Consider the following 14015-nt stretch of genomic DNA (forward strand, 5'->3'; position numbering starts at 1 on the left):
GCCGACACTCGCGTCGCGCCAATGAGGAGACGCCTGATGACTTTGGAAGGCAAGCAATTGATCGGTGCCCAGGCCGTTGCGGCTCAGGGCAGCCCCATCCACGCGGTCAACCCGGCCACCGGCGAGACCCTGTCCCCGGCCTATGCCGCGGGCGGCAAGGCGGAAGTCGAGAAAGCCTGCGACCTGGCCTGGGCGGCCTTCGCGACCTACCGCGAGACCGGCCTCGAGGAACGCGCCCGTTTCCTCGAGGCCGTGGCCGACGAGATCGAGGCCATCGGCGATGCGCTGATCGAGCGCGCCATGGCCGAGTCCGGCCTGCCCCGGGCCCGCCTCGAGGGCGAGCGCGGCCGCACCTGCGGCCAGCTGCGCCTGTTCGCCCAGGTGGTGCGCGCCGGCGAGTGGCTCGACCTGCGCCTCGACCCGGCGCTGCCGGAGCGGGCGCCGATGCCGCGCGTCGACCTGCGCCAGCGCCATATCGCCCTGGGCCCGGTGGCCGTGTTCGGCGCCTCCAACTTCCCGCTGGCCTTCTCGGTGGCCGGTGGCGACACCGCCTCGGCCCTGGCCGCCGGCTGCCCGGTGGTGGTCAAGGCGCACTCCGCCCACCCCGGCACCTCCGAGCTGGTCGGCCGCGCCGTGCAGCGCGCCGTGGCCCAGTGCGAGCTGCCCGAGGGCGTGTTCTCGCTGCTCTACGGCTCCGGCCGCGAGGTGGGCCAGGCGCTGGTGCGCGATGCGCGCATCAAGGCGGTGGGCTTCACCGGCTCGCGCTCCGGCGGCACCGCGCTGATGCAGGCCGCCCAGGCGCGTCCCGAGCCGATCCCGGTCTATGCCGAGATGAGCTCGATCAACCCGGTGTTCCTGCTGCCGGCGGCCCTGGAATCCCGTGCTGCCGAGCTGGGCGAGGCCTTCGTCGGCTCGCTGACCCTGGGCGCCGGCCAGTTCTGCACCAACCCGGGGCTGGTGATCGGCGTCAAGGGCGAGGGCCTCGACGCCTTCGTGGCCGCCGCCGGCGAGGCGGTGACGGGCGCCGCGGCCCAGACCATGCTGACCCCGGGCATCCATGACGCCTATGTGCAGGGCGTCGATGGCCTCCTTCAAAGCCGCAAGGCCCGCGAGGTGGCCCGCGGCCCGGCCGGCGAGGGTCCCAACGCCGGCCAGGCCGGGCTGTTCGTGGCCTCGGCCGCCGATTTCCTGCGTGAGGAGGCCCTGCAGGCCGAGGTGTTCGGCGCCAGCGCGCTGGTGGTCGAGTGCGCGGACCTCGACGAGGTCAAGCGCGTGGCCGAGCATCTGGAAGGCCAGCTGACCGCCACCCTGCAGATGGACGACGGCGACCTGGAGGCCGCCCGCGACCTGCTGCCGACGCTGGAGCGTCGCGCCGGCCGGGTGATGGCCAACGGCTGGCCCACCGGCGTCGAGGTGTGCCACGCCATGGTCCACGGCGGGCCCTATCCTGCCACCTCGGACTCGCGCACCACCTCGGTGGGCAGCGCGGCGATCCACCGCTTCCTGCGCCCGGTGTGCTACCAGAACCTGCCCCAGGGCCTGCTGCCCGAGGCGCTGCGTGACGGCAACCCGGCCGGCGTCAGCCGCCTGGTCGACGGCCAGCGCGAGGCCTGAGGCAAGACATTCGGATTGCCAAGCAGTAAGTTTTTGGCGGCCCTCGGGCCGCCTTTTGTATATCGCAAGGAGCGATGGGGGAGGGCGCTTCCGAGCTGGCCGCCGGAAGTCTACCGCCAGCCCCTGATACAAGACACTAGATCAGCCCGAATGTCGTCAGGGTGAAGAGGCCTGCACTGATGGTGAGCAGGCTGAGCAGGGTGCTGATCACGATGATGCTGGCGGCCAGGGTCGCGTTGGCGCCGGCGCCGCGGGCCATCACGTAGGCCACGGCCGCGCTGGGGCTGCCCAGGAACAGGAAGAGGATGCCCAGCTCGGCGCCGCGGAAGCCCAGCGGCAGGGCCAGCAGGATGCCGAGGGCGGGCATCAGCACGACCTTCCACAGGCTCGCTTCCAGGGAGAGCGCGCTGCTCTGCCTGGCCGCCGACACGCTGAGGCCGCCGCCGATGCAGATCAACGCTAGGGGCAGCGACAGCGAGGCCAGGTAGTCGCCCGAGGTCATCAGCCAGGCCGGTAGCTGTACGCCCAGGTAGTTGAGAGGCAGGGCCGCGACGATACCCAGGATCAGGGGGTTCGCGGCGACGTCCCGGAGAATGGCGAGTGGATGAGAGCTGACCGTGGGGCTGTAGACCGCCAGTACGATCGCCGAGAGCACGAGGTTGAGGACGATGATGGCCCCGGCCATGATGCCGCCGAGGGACAGGCCGAGATCGCCGTACATGCTGGCCGACAGCGCCAGGCCGACGATGCCGCAGTTGCCCCGGAAGGCGCCCTGTACGAAGACGCCGCGGTCGTCGTGAGGGCAGCGTGGCAGCGCCCACAGCCAGATCAGCCCGAAAGCCAGGGTAGAGACGCCGAGATAGAAGCCCACCAGGCCGAGGTTGAGGGCCATGTCCGGGTCGGCGCGCAGAATGCTCAGGAACAGCAGCGTCGGCATGGTGGCCTTGAATACCAGGCTGGACGCCGTGTTGACGAAGGCCTGGTCGATCCACCCCAACCGCTTCAGCAGCGCCCCGACGAAGACCATGGCGAAGACGGGGAGGCTGACCTCGAGCGTCCCCAGCAAGACATCGGCCATAACGGTGTCGTCCCTTTGTGCTGACAGCGAGCGCAACGGCAGCGGCTCAAGGATAAGACTGATCATGAGCGGCAGTGGCTTGGCTCTGGCCCCTGTCATATGGAGGTAGTTGGTATGATGTATGATAAATGTCGACGTGAGTGCCTGTCCATCCGAGCTCCATGCCAGGAGGAAGTAGGGGAATGGAGGCTCAGATGCAAGACCGTCACTAGCAAGCCGCCTGGACGTCGCTCTACTCCGATTGCCCCTACGGCATGGACGACGGCAGCTAGGGTGGCTTCTGCCGCGTGGTGATCCCGTAACCCGATGATCGTTATGCCGATCATGGGATCTTGCCCAGTCGGCTCGTCCCACGAAGGAGCGATTCTGGCGGGTAACACTTTGGTATAAAACCCGACCGAGACCTCTTGTCAGTCATATATCGGCCGACTAGCTTGTCATTCATATGATGTATTATTTGAAGGCTTTCCCCTTCAGGTCGTGTTGGATGAACAAGAAAAAGGGCGACTAGGTGAGCGTCACACACGACGAGGTCAAGCAAGCGATCAGTGCCGGGCTGCTGTCCTTCCCGATCACCGATTGCGACGCACGGGGGCGCTTCGATGCCGATAGCTATCGCCAGCGGCCGGAGTGGTTCATCAGCCACGAGGCCTCGGCGGTGTGCGTCGCCGGAGGCATCGGCGAGTTCTTCAACCTGTCCCAGGACGATTTCCGCGAGGTCGTGCGGCTGCCGGTGATCGCGAGCGCTGGTTTCAGCGTGGCGACCGGCAGCGTTCGCGCGCCGTTCGAGATGCCCAGTCAGGAAGCAAGACATCAGCCGGAAAGCCGATGGGAGTCGCTAGACGACTGCAAGACGCATAACAAGCCATAACACCCGGAACCCGAGGAGTTTGCCATGCTGACCAACAAGACCGCCAATCACAGCAACATCCTGAAAGTGACCGCCCTGGCCGGGATCGTATCGGCCATCTCGATCCCGGCTCAGGCCGAGCAGTGGCGAGGCTGGAACATCCATCCGCCTTCCTATCCGAACAGCATTGCCTTGGAGAACTTCGCCGACGAAGTGGCCGAAAAGACCGAGGGAAGAATCGAACCCAAGGTCTACCATAATGCCGTGCTGGGTGATCAGCCGGATGCCATCGAACAGACACGAAACGGTGCCCTGGATTTCGCCAACTTCAACATGGGGCCGATGGGGCCGATCGTGCCGGCGACCAATATCCTGTCGTTGCCGTTCATCTTCAACAGCGCCGACGACATGTATCGCGTCATGGACGGCGAGATCGGGGATCGCTTCGCCGATGCGCTGGCCGAGAAGGATCTCGTCGCGCTGTCCTGGTTTGGCTCGGGCGCCCGCAGCCTCTACAACACCGATCACCCGGTCCAGACGCCGGAGGACGTGGACGGGCTCAAGGTCCGCGTCATGAACAACGACCTCTACGTGCAGATGATCGATGAGTTGGGTGGCAATGCCACGCCGATGGCCTACAGCGAGGTCTATCAGTCTCTCAAGACCGGCGTCATCGACGGTGCCGAGAACAATTACCCGTCCTACGAATCCAGCGGTCCCTATGAAGTGGCGAAATACTATTCACTCACCGAGCACCTGATCCTGCCGGAATGCCTATGCGTGGCCAAGTCGACCTGGGAGGCGCTCTCCGAGGAAGACCGGGGCATCGTGCGCGAGGCGGCGGAAAACGCGGCCGAAGAGCAGCGCCAGCTCTGGGAAGAGCGCGCCCAGAGTAGTCGTCAGATGGCTCTCGATGCCGGCGTGGCAATCAACGACGTGAATGACAAGGCGGCTTTCCAGGAAAAGATGCAGCCGATCTATGACGATTTCGTCCAGGAACATCCGGATCTCGAAACGCTGGTCGAGGATATTCAGACCACGCAGAAATGATCCCGTCAATCCCACTCAGGGCCCCGGCGCTGGCACCGGCTCGGGGCTCCTTGAAAGGACCGAGTATCGTGAGTTTTTACTCTGATCAAGCGCGTAACACGAAGGAAGTCGCCGGGGCGCCATCCGCCGCCGATCATGTGCTGGATGGCATCGCCCAGGCCTGCATTGTCGTGTCGGGTATTCTGCTGGTCTTCCTGATTGCCTCTTTTGGCTGGCTGGTCTTCGGACGTTACGTCCTCAATGACACGCCGACCTGGGTGGAACAATCATCGCTGCTGATCGTGGTGTATGTGACCTGCCTGGGAGCGGCCGCCGGGGTGCGCAACAAGACCCACCTCAGCATCGAATTCATCCGCGAGGGGTTGCCGGTGGTGCCGCGAGAGGCGATGCGTCATGTCGCCGATGTCTTCGTGGTCCTGTTCGGTGCCTGCATGGCCTGGCAGGGGGGGATCATGGTGCTGGACAACCTCGGGCGTCCCATCCCCATGATCGGGCTTTCCGAAAGCTGGCGTGCGTTGCCCCTGGTCATCAGTGGTCTGCTGATGGTGCTGTTCTCGTTCGTCAATATCGTCCAGCGTCTCGTGACGCACCCGGAGAGGTAACCTCATGGGCCTGTTGATTCTTTTCGGCGTCTTCTTCCTGGGTCTGATCGTCGGTGCGCCGGTGGCCTTCGCCGTGGGCCTGGCGTCGGTCGTCACCTTCCTCTACGAGGGGCTGCCGCTGTTCGTCGGTTTCCAACGGATTCTATCCGGCATCTCGGTGTTCTCGCTGTTGGCGATTCCCTTCTTCATCTTCGCCGGCGAGCTGATGCTCCACGGGGGGATTTCCAATCGCCTGGTGCGCCTGGCCTCCGCCGCCGTGGGGCGGGTACGCGGCGGGCTCGGGCTGGTCAATGTCTCCTCTTCGATGCTGTTCGGCGGCATCTCCGGGTCGGCGGTCGCCGATACCTCGGCGCTCGGCTCGATCCTGGTGCCGGTGATGAAGGAAAAGGGCTATGACGCCGACTACGCGGTCAATGTGACCGTGACCTCGTCGGTCGCCGGGGTGGTGATTCCGCCCAGCCACAACATGATTCTCTACGCCGTGGCCGCCGGTGGCGGCATCTCGGTGACGCAGCTGTTCATCGCGGGCATCGTGCCCGGCCTCCTGATGTGTCTGGCCCTGGCCGTTGCGGCCTACGTGGTGGCCGTCAAGCGGGGCTATGCCGGCGAGACGTTTCCGGGCTGGCAGGCGCTGGCCATCAGTTTCGCCGCGGCGCTGCCCGGGCTGCTGACGGCGGTGATCATTGTCGGCGGTGTGCTGTCCGGAATCCTGACGGTGACCGAATCCGGCGCCTTCGGGGCCATCTACGCCATCGTGGTCACCGGCCTGGTGTATCGCGAGTTGCGCTGGGAGTCGTTCAAGCAGGCCGTCTACCAGTCGGTGCGCACGACCTCGCTGGTGATGATCCTGGTGGGCTGTGCCTCGGCTTTTTCCTACCTGCTGGCGCTCTACAGCGTACCGGAGCTGCTGAGCAACGCCTTGCTGGCGATCTCCGACAACCCCTACGTGATCCTGCTGATGCTCAACCTGCTGCTGCTCGGGCTGGGCATGATCATGGACATGGCGGCGCTGATCCTGATCTGCACGCCGATCTTCCTGCCGGTCGCCACCCAGTTCGGCATGGACCCGATCCAGTTCGGCATCATCCTGATGATCAACCTGGGGCTGGGGCTGTGCACGCCGCCGGTCGGCTCCTGCCTGTTCGTCGGGAGCGTGATCGGCAAGATCCGGATCGAGCAGGCGGTACGCACCATCTGGCCCTTCTATCTGGCGCTGTTCGCGGTGCTCATGCTGGTGACCTATGTGCCGGCGGTGTCGCTGCTGCTGCCGTCCTTCTTCCAGTAACGCTCCACGCACTCGATGGGACAGGACTCAACGATGAAGATCGCAAGCGTGCATACGCATATTCTGGACTACCGGCTCGACCAGGCCTTCGAGAGTGCCTCGATGCGCTTCGAGCGGCGTCAGCACTGCCTGGTCGAGATCGTCTGTGACGACGGCACCGTGGGCTGGGGAGAGTGCCTGGGCCCGGCCAAGGCCAATGCCACGATCGTGGGGCTCTATGCTGGTGCCCTGATCGGGGCCAACCCGCTCGAGACCGAGAAGCTCTGGCTCGAGCTCTACAACCGGCTGCGCGATCAGGGACAGCGCGGTCTGACCATGACGGCCCTGAGCGGCATCGATATCGCGCTGTGGGACATCAAGGGCAAGCATTATGGCGCGCCGGTCAGTGAGCTGCTGGGCGGACGCTTCCGTGACGAAGTCCGGGCCTATGCCACCGGCTCGTTCCGCCGCGACGGGGTCGACCGGGTCCAGGACGTCGCCGAGGAAGTGGCCGGCTATGCCCGGGAGGGCTTCCATGGCGTCAAGATCAAGATCGGCTTCGACGTCGAGGAGGATCTGCGTGCCATCGCCGCCGCCCGCGAGGCGATCGGTCCCGAGCGGCGGCTGATGATCGACGCCAACCATGGCTATGACCTGCTGGAAGCGGTCGAGGTCGGCAAGCGGGCCGCGGCGTACGGGGTCGACTGGTTCGAGGAGCCGGTGCTGCCCGAGCAGATCGATACCTATCGCGCCGTGCGCCAGGGGCAGCCGATCCCCGTCGCCAGCGGCGAGAACTGGCACGGTCGTTACGCGATGCTCGAGCCGCTGTCGACGCGCGCGGTGGACATCGCCCAGCCCGACGTCTGCGGTGTGGGCGGCTTCAGCGAGATCCGCCGCGTCGCCGACTTGGCGGCGATGTTCGGCGTGCGCCTGGTCCCGCATGTGTGGGGCACGGCGGTGTGCATCGCCGCCAGCCTGCAGTTCATGGCGGCCCTGCCGCCCAATCCGCCGCGACGGCGTCCGATCGAGCCGATCATGGAGTTCGATCGCACCCGTAACCCCTTCCGCCAGGCCGTCGTCGAGACGCCTATCGAGCACCGGAAGGGTGTCATGCGTATCCCCGCTGGGCCGGGGCTGGGGATCACCATCGACCGTGATGCCCTGCAACACTTTGCCCTCAAGGAGGAGTGATCGTGTCCGAGGTGCCCGTCAACACCCGGCCACTCGATGGACCGGCGCCCCGGCTGCAGGCGCCGCCGGGGGCGACCGATTGCCATATCCACCTCTACCTGCCGGGCCATGAAGCCCGGCCCGGTGGCCCGGCGATTCCGGAGCTCGCCACCGTCGAGGACTACCGTCGCGTGCAGCGGCGCCTGTCGCTGGAGCGGGTGGTGGTCACCCAACCCAATGCCTACCAGGGCGACAACGCGGCCTTGCTCGAGGCCCTGGCCCACGCCCGCGGCGTGGCGGTGGTGACGCCGGACACGCCGAGCCACGAGCTCGAGGCCTGGCACGCGCGGGGCGTGCGTGGCGCGCGCATCATGCAGTTGCCGGGCGGCGCCGTGAAGATCGACAAGCTGCGCGACGTCGAGCGGCGGATCCGGCCGCTGGGCTGGCACCTGATGGTGCAGTTCAACGGCCGCCATCTCGATGCGTACCGGGACGAGCTTCGCCGCATCGAGGGCGACTACATCATCGACCATATTGGCAAGTTCATGGACCCGGTGCCGCCGGACGACCGACGCGTCGACGAGCTCCTGCACCTGCTGGACCGCGGCAATGCCTGGTTCAAGGTCTGCGCGGGGTACGAGGCCAGCCTGGAGGGCGGACCGTACAATGCCGATGTCGGCGCCATCGCCCGGCGCGTCATCGCGCATGCCCCGGAGCGCATCCTGTGGGGCAGCAACTGGCCACACGTCGGCGTTCCGCGTTCTCAATACCCGGATGATGCCGAGCAGCTCGATGTACTGCTCGAGTGGGCCAGTTCGGAAGTGCGGCACAAGATTCTGGTCGATAACCCGGCCGCTTTGTACGAGTTCGGGGCATCCTGACATCGCTTCGGAGTGTCAGGGACCATCTTTCATCAATGTCGCGAACGGTTCTTGATCGAATGGATCGTTCGTCGATGTCAAAGGAGAAACGTGATGCTGAATCGGATTCTGGTCACCGGTGCAGCCGGTGGTGTCGGCAAGGCCATTCGTCCGCATCTCGCGCGTCTCGCCCATCGGGTGCGGCTATCGGATGTCGCCGAACTGGGCGAGGCGGTCGAGCACGAGGAGATCGTGCCCTGCGACCTGGCCGATGCCCAGGCGGTCAACGCCCTGGTGGCCGACTGCGACGGGGTCGTCCACCTGGGCGGCGTGTCGGTGGAGAAGCCCTGGGAGGGCATTCTCCAGTCGAACATCATCGGCGCCTACAACCTCTATGAGGCGGCGCGCAACCTGGGCAAGCCACGCATCGTGTTCGCCAGCTCGAACCACACCATCGGCTTCTATCCGCGCACCACCCGAATCGACACTCGGGTGGTGCACCGTCCCGATTCCCTCTACGGGGTCTCGAAGTGCTTCGGCGAGGACCTGGCCAGCCTCTATCACGATAAGTTCGGCGTCGAGACACTGAGCGTGCGCATCGGTTCGTGCTTTCCCAAGCCGGCGGATACCCGAATGCTGGCGACCTGGCTGAGCGTCGAGGACTTCGTCGCCCTGCTCGAGCGCGCCTTCACCGTGCCCAAGCTGACCTACACCGTGGTCTACGGGGCCTCGGCCAATGCCGAGAGCTGGTGGGACAACAGCCAGGCGGCGTTTCTCGGCTGGGTGCCCTGCGACAGCTCCGAGCCGTGGCGTGCCGAGGTCGAGGCCGAGGCGGGCTCCATCGACCCGAACGACCCTGCCGTCGTGTATCAGGGGGGCAAGTTCGTGGCCCTCGGGCACCCCGACGACTGAACGTTGACGCCCGCCGCCCGGGCCGGGCGGCGGGGTGCCTGGAACGGCCGCGGGTATCGAGCGGGCTCGATACCCGTCACGCTGCATGGACAAGGGAGAGGTGCCATATACCTTCGATTTTGCCACCAGCGTGGTGGCGCGTGGCGAGATCGAACTGCATCGACGCGCCGGGGAGGTCATCCCCGAAGGCTGGGCGATCGATCCGGACGGGCGACCCACCACGGATCCCGGGAGGGCATTGGAGGGTGCGATGCTGACGTTCGGGGGCTACAAGGGGTCGGCACTCTCGATCATGATCGAGCTACTGGCGGGGCCACTGATTGGCGACCTGCTGGGGCATGAGACCCGGCCGGCCAGCGACGACGGTGCAGGGCGGCCCTGGCACGGGGAGCTGATCCTGGCGATCGATCCTCGGACCTTGCTCGGTGACGAGGTGGACAGGTACTTGCAGCATGCCGAAGCCCTGTTCGATGGTGTGTTGAGGCAGGGGGCGCGTCTCCCGTCACAACGGCGACACGAGGCTCGCCAGCGCAGTCTCGAGCATGGTTTGACGCTCCCCGGGGCGCTGTATCATGAACTGGACGGGTTGCGTAAGGCCTAGCTAGCCTCCACACGCTCATCGCGGCATTGTCGCCGTGCCCCAGCCGTGGCGAGCATGGGGGCGCCCTCCGGACCGGGTAACGGCCAGTCGCATGCGATGAATGTTAGTATGATGTATTATTAATAGCTGTCGATATGCCTGTCTGCTGTCGATATCATGGCAGTATTCACGGGAATGGATGGCAAAGGGGGCGGAAATGGCGATATCGGGTTCATGGGATGTCCAGCGCGTTACCCGCGAGGGCAGTCTGTCCCAGGCCGTCGTGGAGCAGCTCGAGCGCCACATCACCTCCGGGGAGGCGCCGGTGGGTAGCAAGCTGCCCACCGAGAGTGAGCTGTGCGAGGCCTTCGGGGTCAGCCGCACGGTGGTGCGCGAGGCCATCACCCACCTCAAGTCGCTGGGGCTGGTCGAGACCCGGCGCGGCGTCGGCACGACGGTGCTGCGCAACGACGCGGCCGAGCCGCGACCGGCCGTGCACATCAGCCCCCGGACCGTGGAGGATATCCTGGAGGTCCTGGAGCTGCGCCTGACCCTGGAGCCCGCGGCGGCCGAGCTGGCCGCCCTGCGTCACGATGACGAGGACCGCAAGCGCCTGGAAGCCCGGCATGCCGAGTTCGTCCAGGCCCAGGCGGCGAAATCCCAGGCGCGCCGAGAGGATTTCGCCTTCCATCATGCGATCATCAAGGCCACCCACAACGTCTGCTTCGATCGCCTCTACGAGCCGTTGAGCGACAGCATGATCCCCCGTGCCAAACTGCTCAGCATCGACATCGACCCCCGCGCCACGGCGCGCTATCTCGAGCTGGTGCATGAGGAGCACACCCGGATCCTGGAGGCCATCCTCGAACGGGACGGCCCGGCGGCCCGGGCGGCGATGCAGCAGCATCTCGAGCGATCCCGCGATATGTACGCCCGCTATCGGGACGCCTGAGCGCGTGGGGCAGGGCGCCTCAGCGGGCGATCCACAGGCCGACGGCGACGGCGGCGATCACGGTGAGAATGAAGATCCGGTTGCGGGCGCGGGTATCGCGGGGCGACTTGTGGGGGGACACGCGGGACTCCGTTGAGCGGGTGGCGGAAAGACGACTTGGCGGCCCATGGTATTCCCGTTAGCCTGCTACCGCCACTCGCGGCCTTCTGCCTCAACCGGATGATGCCATGCGCCGAACCGACACCCCCGCCCCCCTTCCATTGGTCTTCGCCCATGCCAACGGCTTTCCGGGTCAGAGCTACCGCAATTTCCTGTCGCCGCTGGCCGCGCGGTTCGATCTCCAGCCGCTGGACCGTCTCGGTCATCATCCCGACTTCCCGGTGGGCCATAACTGGCTGGCGCTGCGCGACGAACTGCTCGAGCACCTGGACCGCTTCGACACCCCGGTGATCGGCGTCGGCCACTCCATGGGCGGGGTGCTGATGGCCATGGCCGCGGAGCGGGCACCGGCACGCTTCCACTGCGTGGTGATGCTCGACCCGCCGCTGATGCTGGGGTTCGATGCCCTAGCGATGAAGGCCGCCAAGCGGCTGGGCTTCGTCGACCAGCTCACCCCGGCGGGGCGTACCCTGGGGCGGCGAGACACCTGGCCGGACCGCCAGGCCATGCGCAACTACCTGCGACGCCGGGGGCTGTTCCGGCGCTTCACCGACCAGGCCCTCGACGACTACGTGGATGGCGGTACCCGTGAGCTCGACGATGGGCGGGTGGTCCTGCTCTACGACCCCGACATCGAGGTGGCGGTCTTCCGCCACCTGCCCGACCACCTGGACGACCTGCCCGACCGGGTGCATGTCCCCCTGGGAGTGCTCGCGGGCAGCGAGTCCGACGTGCTTACCCCGCGTCGCCAGCGCCGGCTGCGGCGACGCGGGGTACGCCTCGCCAAGGTCCCCGGGGGGCACATGTTTCCCATGGAGCAGCCCGAGGCGACCCGCCAGGCGCTGCTCTCGATGCTCGATACGCTGCTGGAGGTGCCGTGACCGCCCCCCGCCCGCTGGGCCTCGCCGAAGGGCGTCTGGCCGGCCTGGCCTGGGGCGAGGTGGGCGCCCCCACCTGGCTGGCGTTGCATGGCTGGCTCGACAATGCCGCCAGCTTCTCGCGGCTGGCGCCACGCCTGGTCGAGGCGCTGGACATCCGGATCGTGGCGCTGGACTTCGCCGGCCACGGCCAGTCTCGGCATCTCGCCGGCGACTATGCGCTCTGGGACTATTGCCACGATGTCCTCGACGCCCTGGACGACCTTGGCCTCGAGCGCACGCCGCTGCTGGCGCACTCGATGGGCGCCGGTGTGGCCTGCCTGCTCGCCGCCGCGTTGCCCGAGCGGGTCGCCTCGCTGACGCTGATCGATGGCCTGGGGGCGCTGACCACCGAGGCCGCCGCCGCCCCCGGGCAATTGCGCAAGGGGCTGCGTGCCCATCGTCGTTCCCTCTCGGCGGCACCGCGCTATCCTGACGAGAGGAGTGCCGTGGCGTCCCGGGTGGCCGGCGGGGCCACGCCCATCGACAGCGAGACGGCGCGCCCGCTGGTGCGGCGCAACCTCGTCGTGGAGCCGGATGGCCACCTCCGCCTGAGATCGGATCCGCGGTTGCTGAGGCCCTCGCCGGTGCGCTTCACGCCGGAGCAGGCGATGGCGATGCTGGAGGCGATTCGCTGCCCGGTGCTGCTGGTGGAGGGCGAGGGCGGCATCCTCGCCGGCCGCCCCGGCGCCGCGTCCGCCCGGCGGGCCATTGCCGGGCTGCGACGTCGGGTCCTGCCGGGGGGGCACCACCTGCATCTGGAGCCGGGCGCGGTGGGGGCGGTGGCCGAGGCGATCGTGGCTGGGTACCGCGACTGACAGGAGAGGCGACATGCGCAACTCGAACCGCAAGGGCAAGCGGGTCTCGCTGGTGCTGGGTAGCGGCGGAGCCCGAGGGTATGCCCATATCGGGGTGATCGAGGAGCTGGAGGCCCGCGGCTACGAGATCGTGGCCATGTCCGGGTGCTCCATGGGTGCCCTGGTGGCCGGCGTGCATGCGGCGGGGCAGCTCGACCGCTATCGCGACTGGGTGTGCCAGCTGGACTACTTCGACGTCCTGCGCCTGGTGGATGTGACCTGGAGTCCCATGGGAGCCATGAGGGCCAGCAAGGTGATGAGCAAGCTCGACGAGCTGGTCGGGGACATCCGCATCGAGGACCTGCCGATCCCGGTCACCACCGTGTCGACCGACCTGGTGCGCCAGCGTGAGGTGTGGTTCCAGAGTGGGTCCCTGCTCGAGGCGATCCGTGCCTCCATCGCCGTGCCAGGCGTGATCACGCCGGTCCACCATGGCGAGCAGGTGCTGGTGGACGGTGGGCTGCTCAACCCCCTGCCCATCACGCCGACGCTGTCGACCCGGGCGGACTTCGTCATGGCGGTCAACGTGACCGCCCACAGCCCCGAGCCGGTGAGCCTGGAGTCGCTGCTGTCCCCGGACGAGGCCGCCAAGGAGCAGGCCAGGGAAGAGGCCCGCGACAAGGGCGGTGCGGTGGACTTCGGCGGCTGGATGGAAGGGGTGAGAGGCGCCACCCGGCGTCTCTTCGAGGGCTTCGGCGGCAGCGCCGAGGGCGCCGAGGGCGACGAGGACGACAGCCTGGCCCGCGGCCGCCGCGCCTGGGGGCGGCTGGACATGATGCTGGCCTCCTTCGACATCACCCAGGCGGCGCTGGCCAAGTACAAGCTGGCGGGCTACCCCCCGGACGTGCTGATCGAGGTGCCCAAGACGGTCTGCGGCGCCTACGAGTTCCATCGTGCCGAGGCGCTGATCCTGCTGGGCCGCCACCTGGCCAAGGAGGCGCTGGACCGACGCGAGAAGGGGGTTGGTCTCGCCGGCAGCAGCCTGGTGGTGGAGCCGAGCGCCGAGACCTCAGGCGAAGAGCCGCCGCGGCTCGAGGAGCCGAGTACCGAACCGGTGGCACCGGACGATCGGGACTAGGTGTGATCTCTCGGTAGGTTGTTCATCCGGAACCTACCCGGACAATTGGAGGTGCGACCCAAACCAACCTCC

General features: G+C 67.1%; 14 protein-coding genes. 13 read left to right on the top strand and 1 reads right to left on the bottom strand.

The genetic code is table 11. The features are described from left to right. The first annotated feature begins 36 nt into the window (after window positions 1-36). Window positions 37-1614 (top strand): aldehyde dehydrogenase (NADP(+)), encoded by a 1578-nt coding sequence (locus OCT48_RS04385; RefSeq protein WP_263591512.1) that lies wholly within the window; start codon window positions 37-39, stop codon window positions 1612-1614. A 136-nt stretch (window positions 1615-1750) separates the two neighbouring features. On the opposite strand, the gene OCT48_RS04390 is transcribed toward OCT48_RS04385, so the two are convergent. Beyond that, the gene (locus OCT48_RS04390) at window positions 1751-2692 is read right to left on the bottom strand and encodes an AEC family transporter (protein WP_263591513.1); all 942 of its coding nucleotides are present in this window, start codon (window positions 2690-2692) and stop codon (window positions 1751-1753) included. Window positions 2693-3203: 511 nt separating this feature from the next. Here OCT48_RS04390 and OCT48_RS04395 point away from each other — a divergent pair. The 12 genes from OCT48_RS04395 to OCT48_RS04450 all read left to right on the top strand — a co-directional run bounded on the left by OCT48_RS04395 (window position 3204) and on the right by OCT48_RS04450 (window position 13943). After that, entirely contained in the window at window positions 3204-3563 is a 360-nt protein-coding gene (locus OCT48_RS04395) for a dihydrodipicolinate synthase family protein (RefSeq protein WP_318152563.1), read from the top strand. Between the two features lie 24 nt (window positions 3564-3587). After that, window positions 3588-4592: a TRAP transporter substrate-binding protein gene (locus OCT48_RS04400; RefSeq protein ID WP_263591514.1), complete on the top strand. Its 1005-nt coding sequence runs from the start codon at window positions 3588-3590 to the stop codon at window positions 4590-4592. A gap of 68 nt (window positions 4593-4660) precedes the next feature. Continuing rightward, window positions 4661-5194 (top strand): TRAP transporter small permease, encoded by a 534-nt coding sequence (locus tag OCT48_RS04405; RefSeq protein WP_263591515.1) that lies wholly within the window; start codon window positions 4661-4663, stop codon window positions 5192-5194. Window positions 5195-5198: 4 nt separating this feature from the next. After that, window positions 5199-6479: a TRAP transporter large permease gene (locus OCT48_RS04410; protein ID WP_263591516.1), complete on the top strand. Its 1281-nt coding sequence runs from the start codon at window positions 5199-5201 to the stop codon at window positions 6477-6479. A gap of 33 nt (window positions 6480-6512) precedes the next feature. Beyond that, window positions 6513-7649 (top strand): mandelate racemase/muconate lactonizing enzyme family protein, encoded by a 1137-nt coding sequence (locus OCT48_RS04415; protein ID WP_263591517.1) that lies wholly within the window; start codon window positions 6513-6515, stop codon window positions 7647-7649. 2 nt (window positions 7650-7651) lie between these two features. Beyond that, window positions 7652-8509, top strand: a complete 858-nt coding sequence (locus OCT48_RS04420; protein WP_263591518.1) for an amidohydrolase family protein — start codon at window positions 7652-7654, stop codon at window positions 8507-8509. A 93-nt stretch (window positions 8510-8602) separates the two neighbouring features. Further along, a complete protein-coding gene (locus OCT48_RS04425) occupies window positions 8603-9400 on the top strand; it encodes an NAD-dependent epimerase/dehydratase family protein (protein WP_263591519.1) in 798 nt (265 codons plus the stop codon). An 85-nt stretch (window positions 9401-9485) separates the two neighbouring features. Beyond that, window positions 9486-10001: an Ldh family oxidoreductase gene (locus tag OCT48_RS04430; protein ID WP_263591520.1), complete on the top strand. Its 516-nt coding sequence runs from the start codon at window positions 9486-9488 to the stop codon at window positions 9999-10001. 196 nt (window positions 10002-10197) lie between these two features. Further along, window positions 10198-10932 carry a FadR/GntR family transcriptional regulator gene (locus OCT48_RS04435; RefSeq protein WP_263591521.1) on the top strand — a complete coding sequence of 245 codons (735 nt, stop codon included), beginning with the start codon at window positions 10198-10200 and terminating at the stop codon, window positions 10930-10932. Window positions 10933-11159: 227 nt separating this feature from the next. Further along, complete coding sequence (locus tag OCT48_RS04440) at window positions 11160-11972, top strand: alpha/beta fold hydrolase (RefSeq protein WP_263591522.1); 813 nt, start codon at window positions 11160-11162, stop codon at window positions 11970-11972. Further along, window positions 11969-12826, top strand: coding sequence for an alpha/beta fold hydrolase (locus OCT48_RS04445; RefSeq protein ID WP_263591523.1), 858 nt, complete (start codon window positions 11969-11971; stop codon window positions 12824-12826). Before OCT48_RS04440 ends, OCT48_RS04445 begins: the two co-directional genes overlap by 4 nt. A 13-nt stretch (window positions 12827-12839) precedes the next feature. After that, the gene (locus OCT48_RS04450) at window positions 12840-13943 is read left to right on the top strand and encodes a patatin-like phospholipase family protein (RefSeq protein WP_263591524.1); all 1104 of its coding nucleotides are present in this window, start codon (window positions 12840-12842) and stop codon (window positions 13941-13943) included. Window positions 13944-14015: the final 72 nt, after the last annotated feature.

Source organism: Halomonas sp. M4R1S46, assembly GCF_025725685.1.
Lineage (GTDB): Bacteria > Pseudomonadota > Gammaproteobacteria > Pseudomonadales > Halomonadaceae > Halomonas.

What these genes read in the sequence shown, in the direction of transcription:
- OCT48_RS04415 (WP_263591517.1), top strand. Translation starts at nt 6,513, where the DNA reads ATGAAGATCGCAAGCGTGCATACGCATATTCTGGACTACCGGCTCGAC.
- OCT48_RS04400 (WP_263591514.1), top strand. Translation starts at nt 3,588, where the DNA reads ATGCTGACCAACAAGACCGCCAATCACAGCAACATCCTGAAAGTGACC.
- OCT48_RS04450 (WP_263591524.1), top strand. Translation starts at nt 12,840, where the DNA reads ATGCGCAACTCGAACCGCAAGGGCAAGCGGGTCTCGCTGGTGCTGGGT.
- OCT48_RS04430 (WP_263591520.1), top strand. Translation starts at nt 9,486, where the DNA reads ATGGACAAGGGAGAGGTGCCATATACCTTCGATTTTGCCACCAGCGTG.
- OCT48_RS04425 (WP_263591519.1), top strand. Translation starts at nt 8,603, where the DNA reads ATGCTGAATCGGATTCTGGTCACCGGTGCAGCCGGTGGTGTCGGCAAG.
- OCT48_RS04410 (WP_263591516.1), top strand. Translation starts at nt 5,199, where the DNA reads ATGGGCCTGTTGATTCTTTTCGGCGTCTTCTTCCTGGGTCTGATCGTC.
- OCT48_RS04390 (WP_263591513.1), bottom strand. Translation starts at nt 2,692, where the DNA reads ATGGCCGATGTCTTGCTGGGGACGCTCGAGGTCAGCCTCCCCGTCTTC.
- OCT48_RS04440 (WP_263591522.1), top strand. Translation starts at nt 11,160, where the DNA reads ATGCGCCGAACCGACACCCCCGCCCCCCTTCCATTGGTCTTCGCCCAT.
- OCT48_RS04435 (WP_263591521.1), top strand. Translation starts at nt 10,198, where the DNA reads ATGGCGATATCGGGTTCATGGGATGTCCAGCGCGTTACCCGCGAGGGC.
- OCT48_RS04385 (WP_263591512.1), top strand. Translation starts at nt 37, where the DNA reads ATGACTTTGGAAGGCAAGCAATTGATCGGTGCCCAGGCCGTTGCGGCT.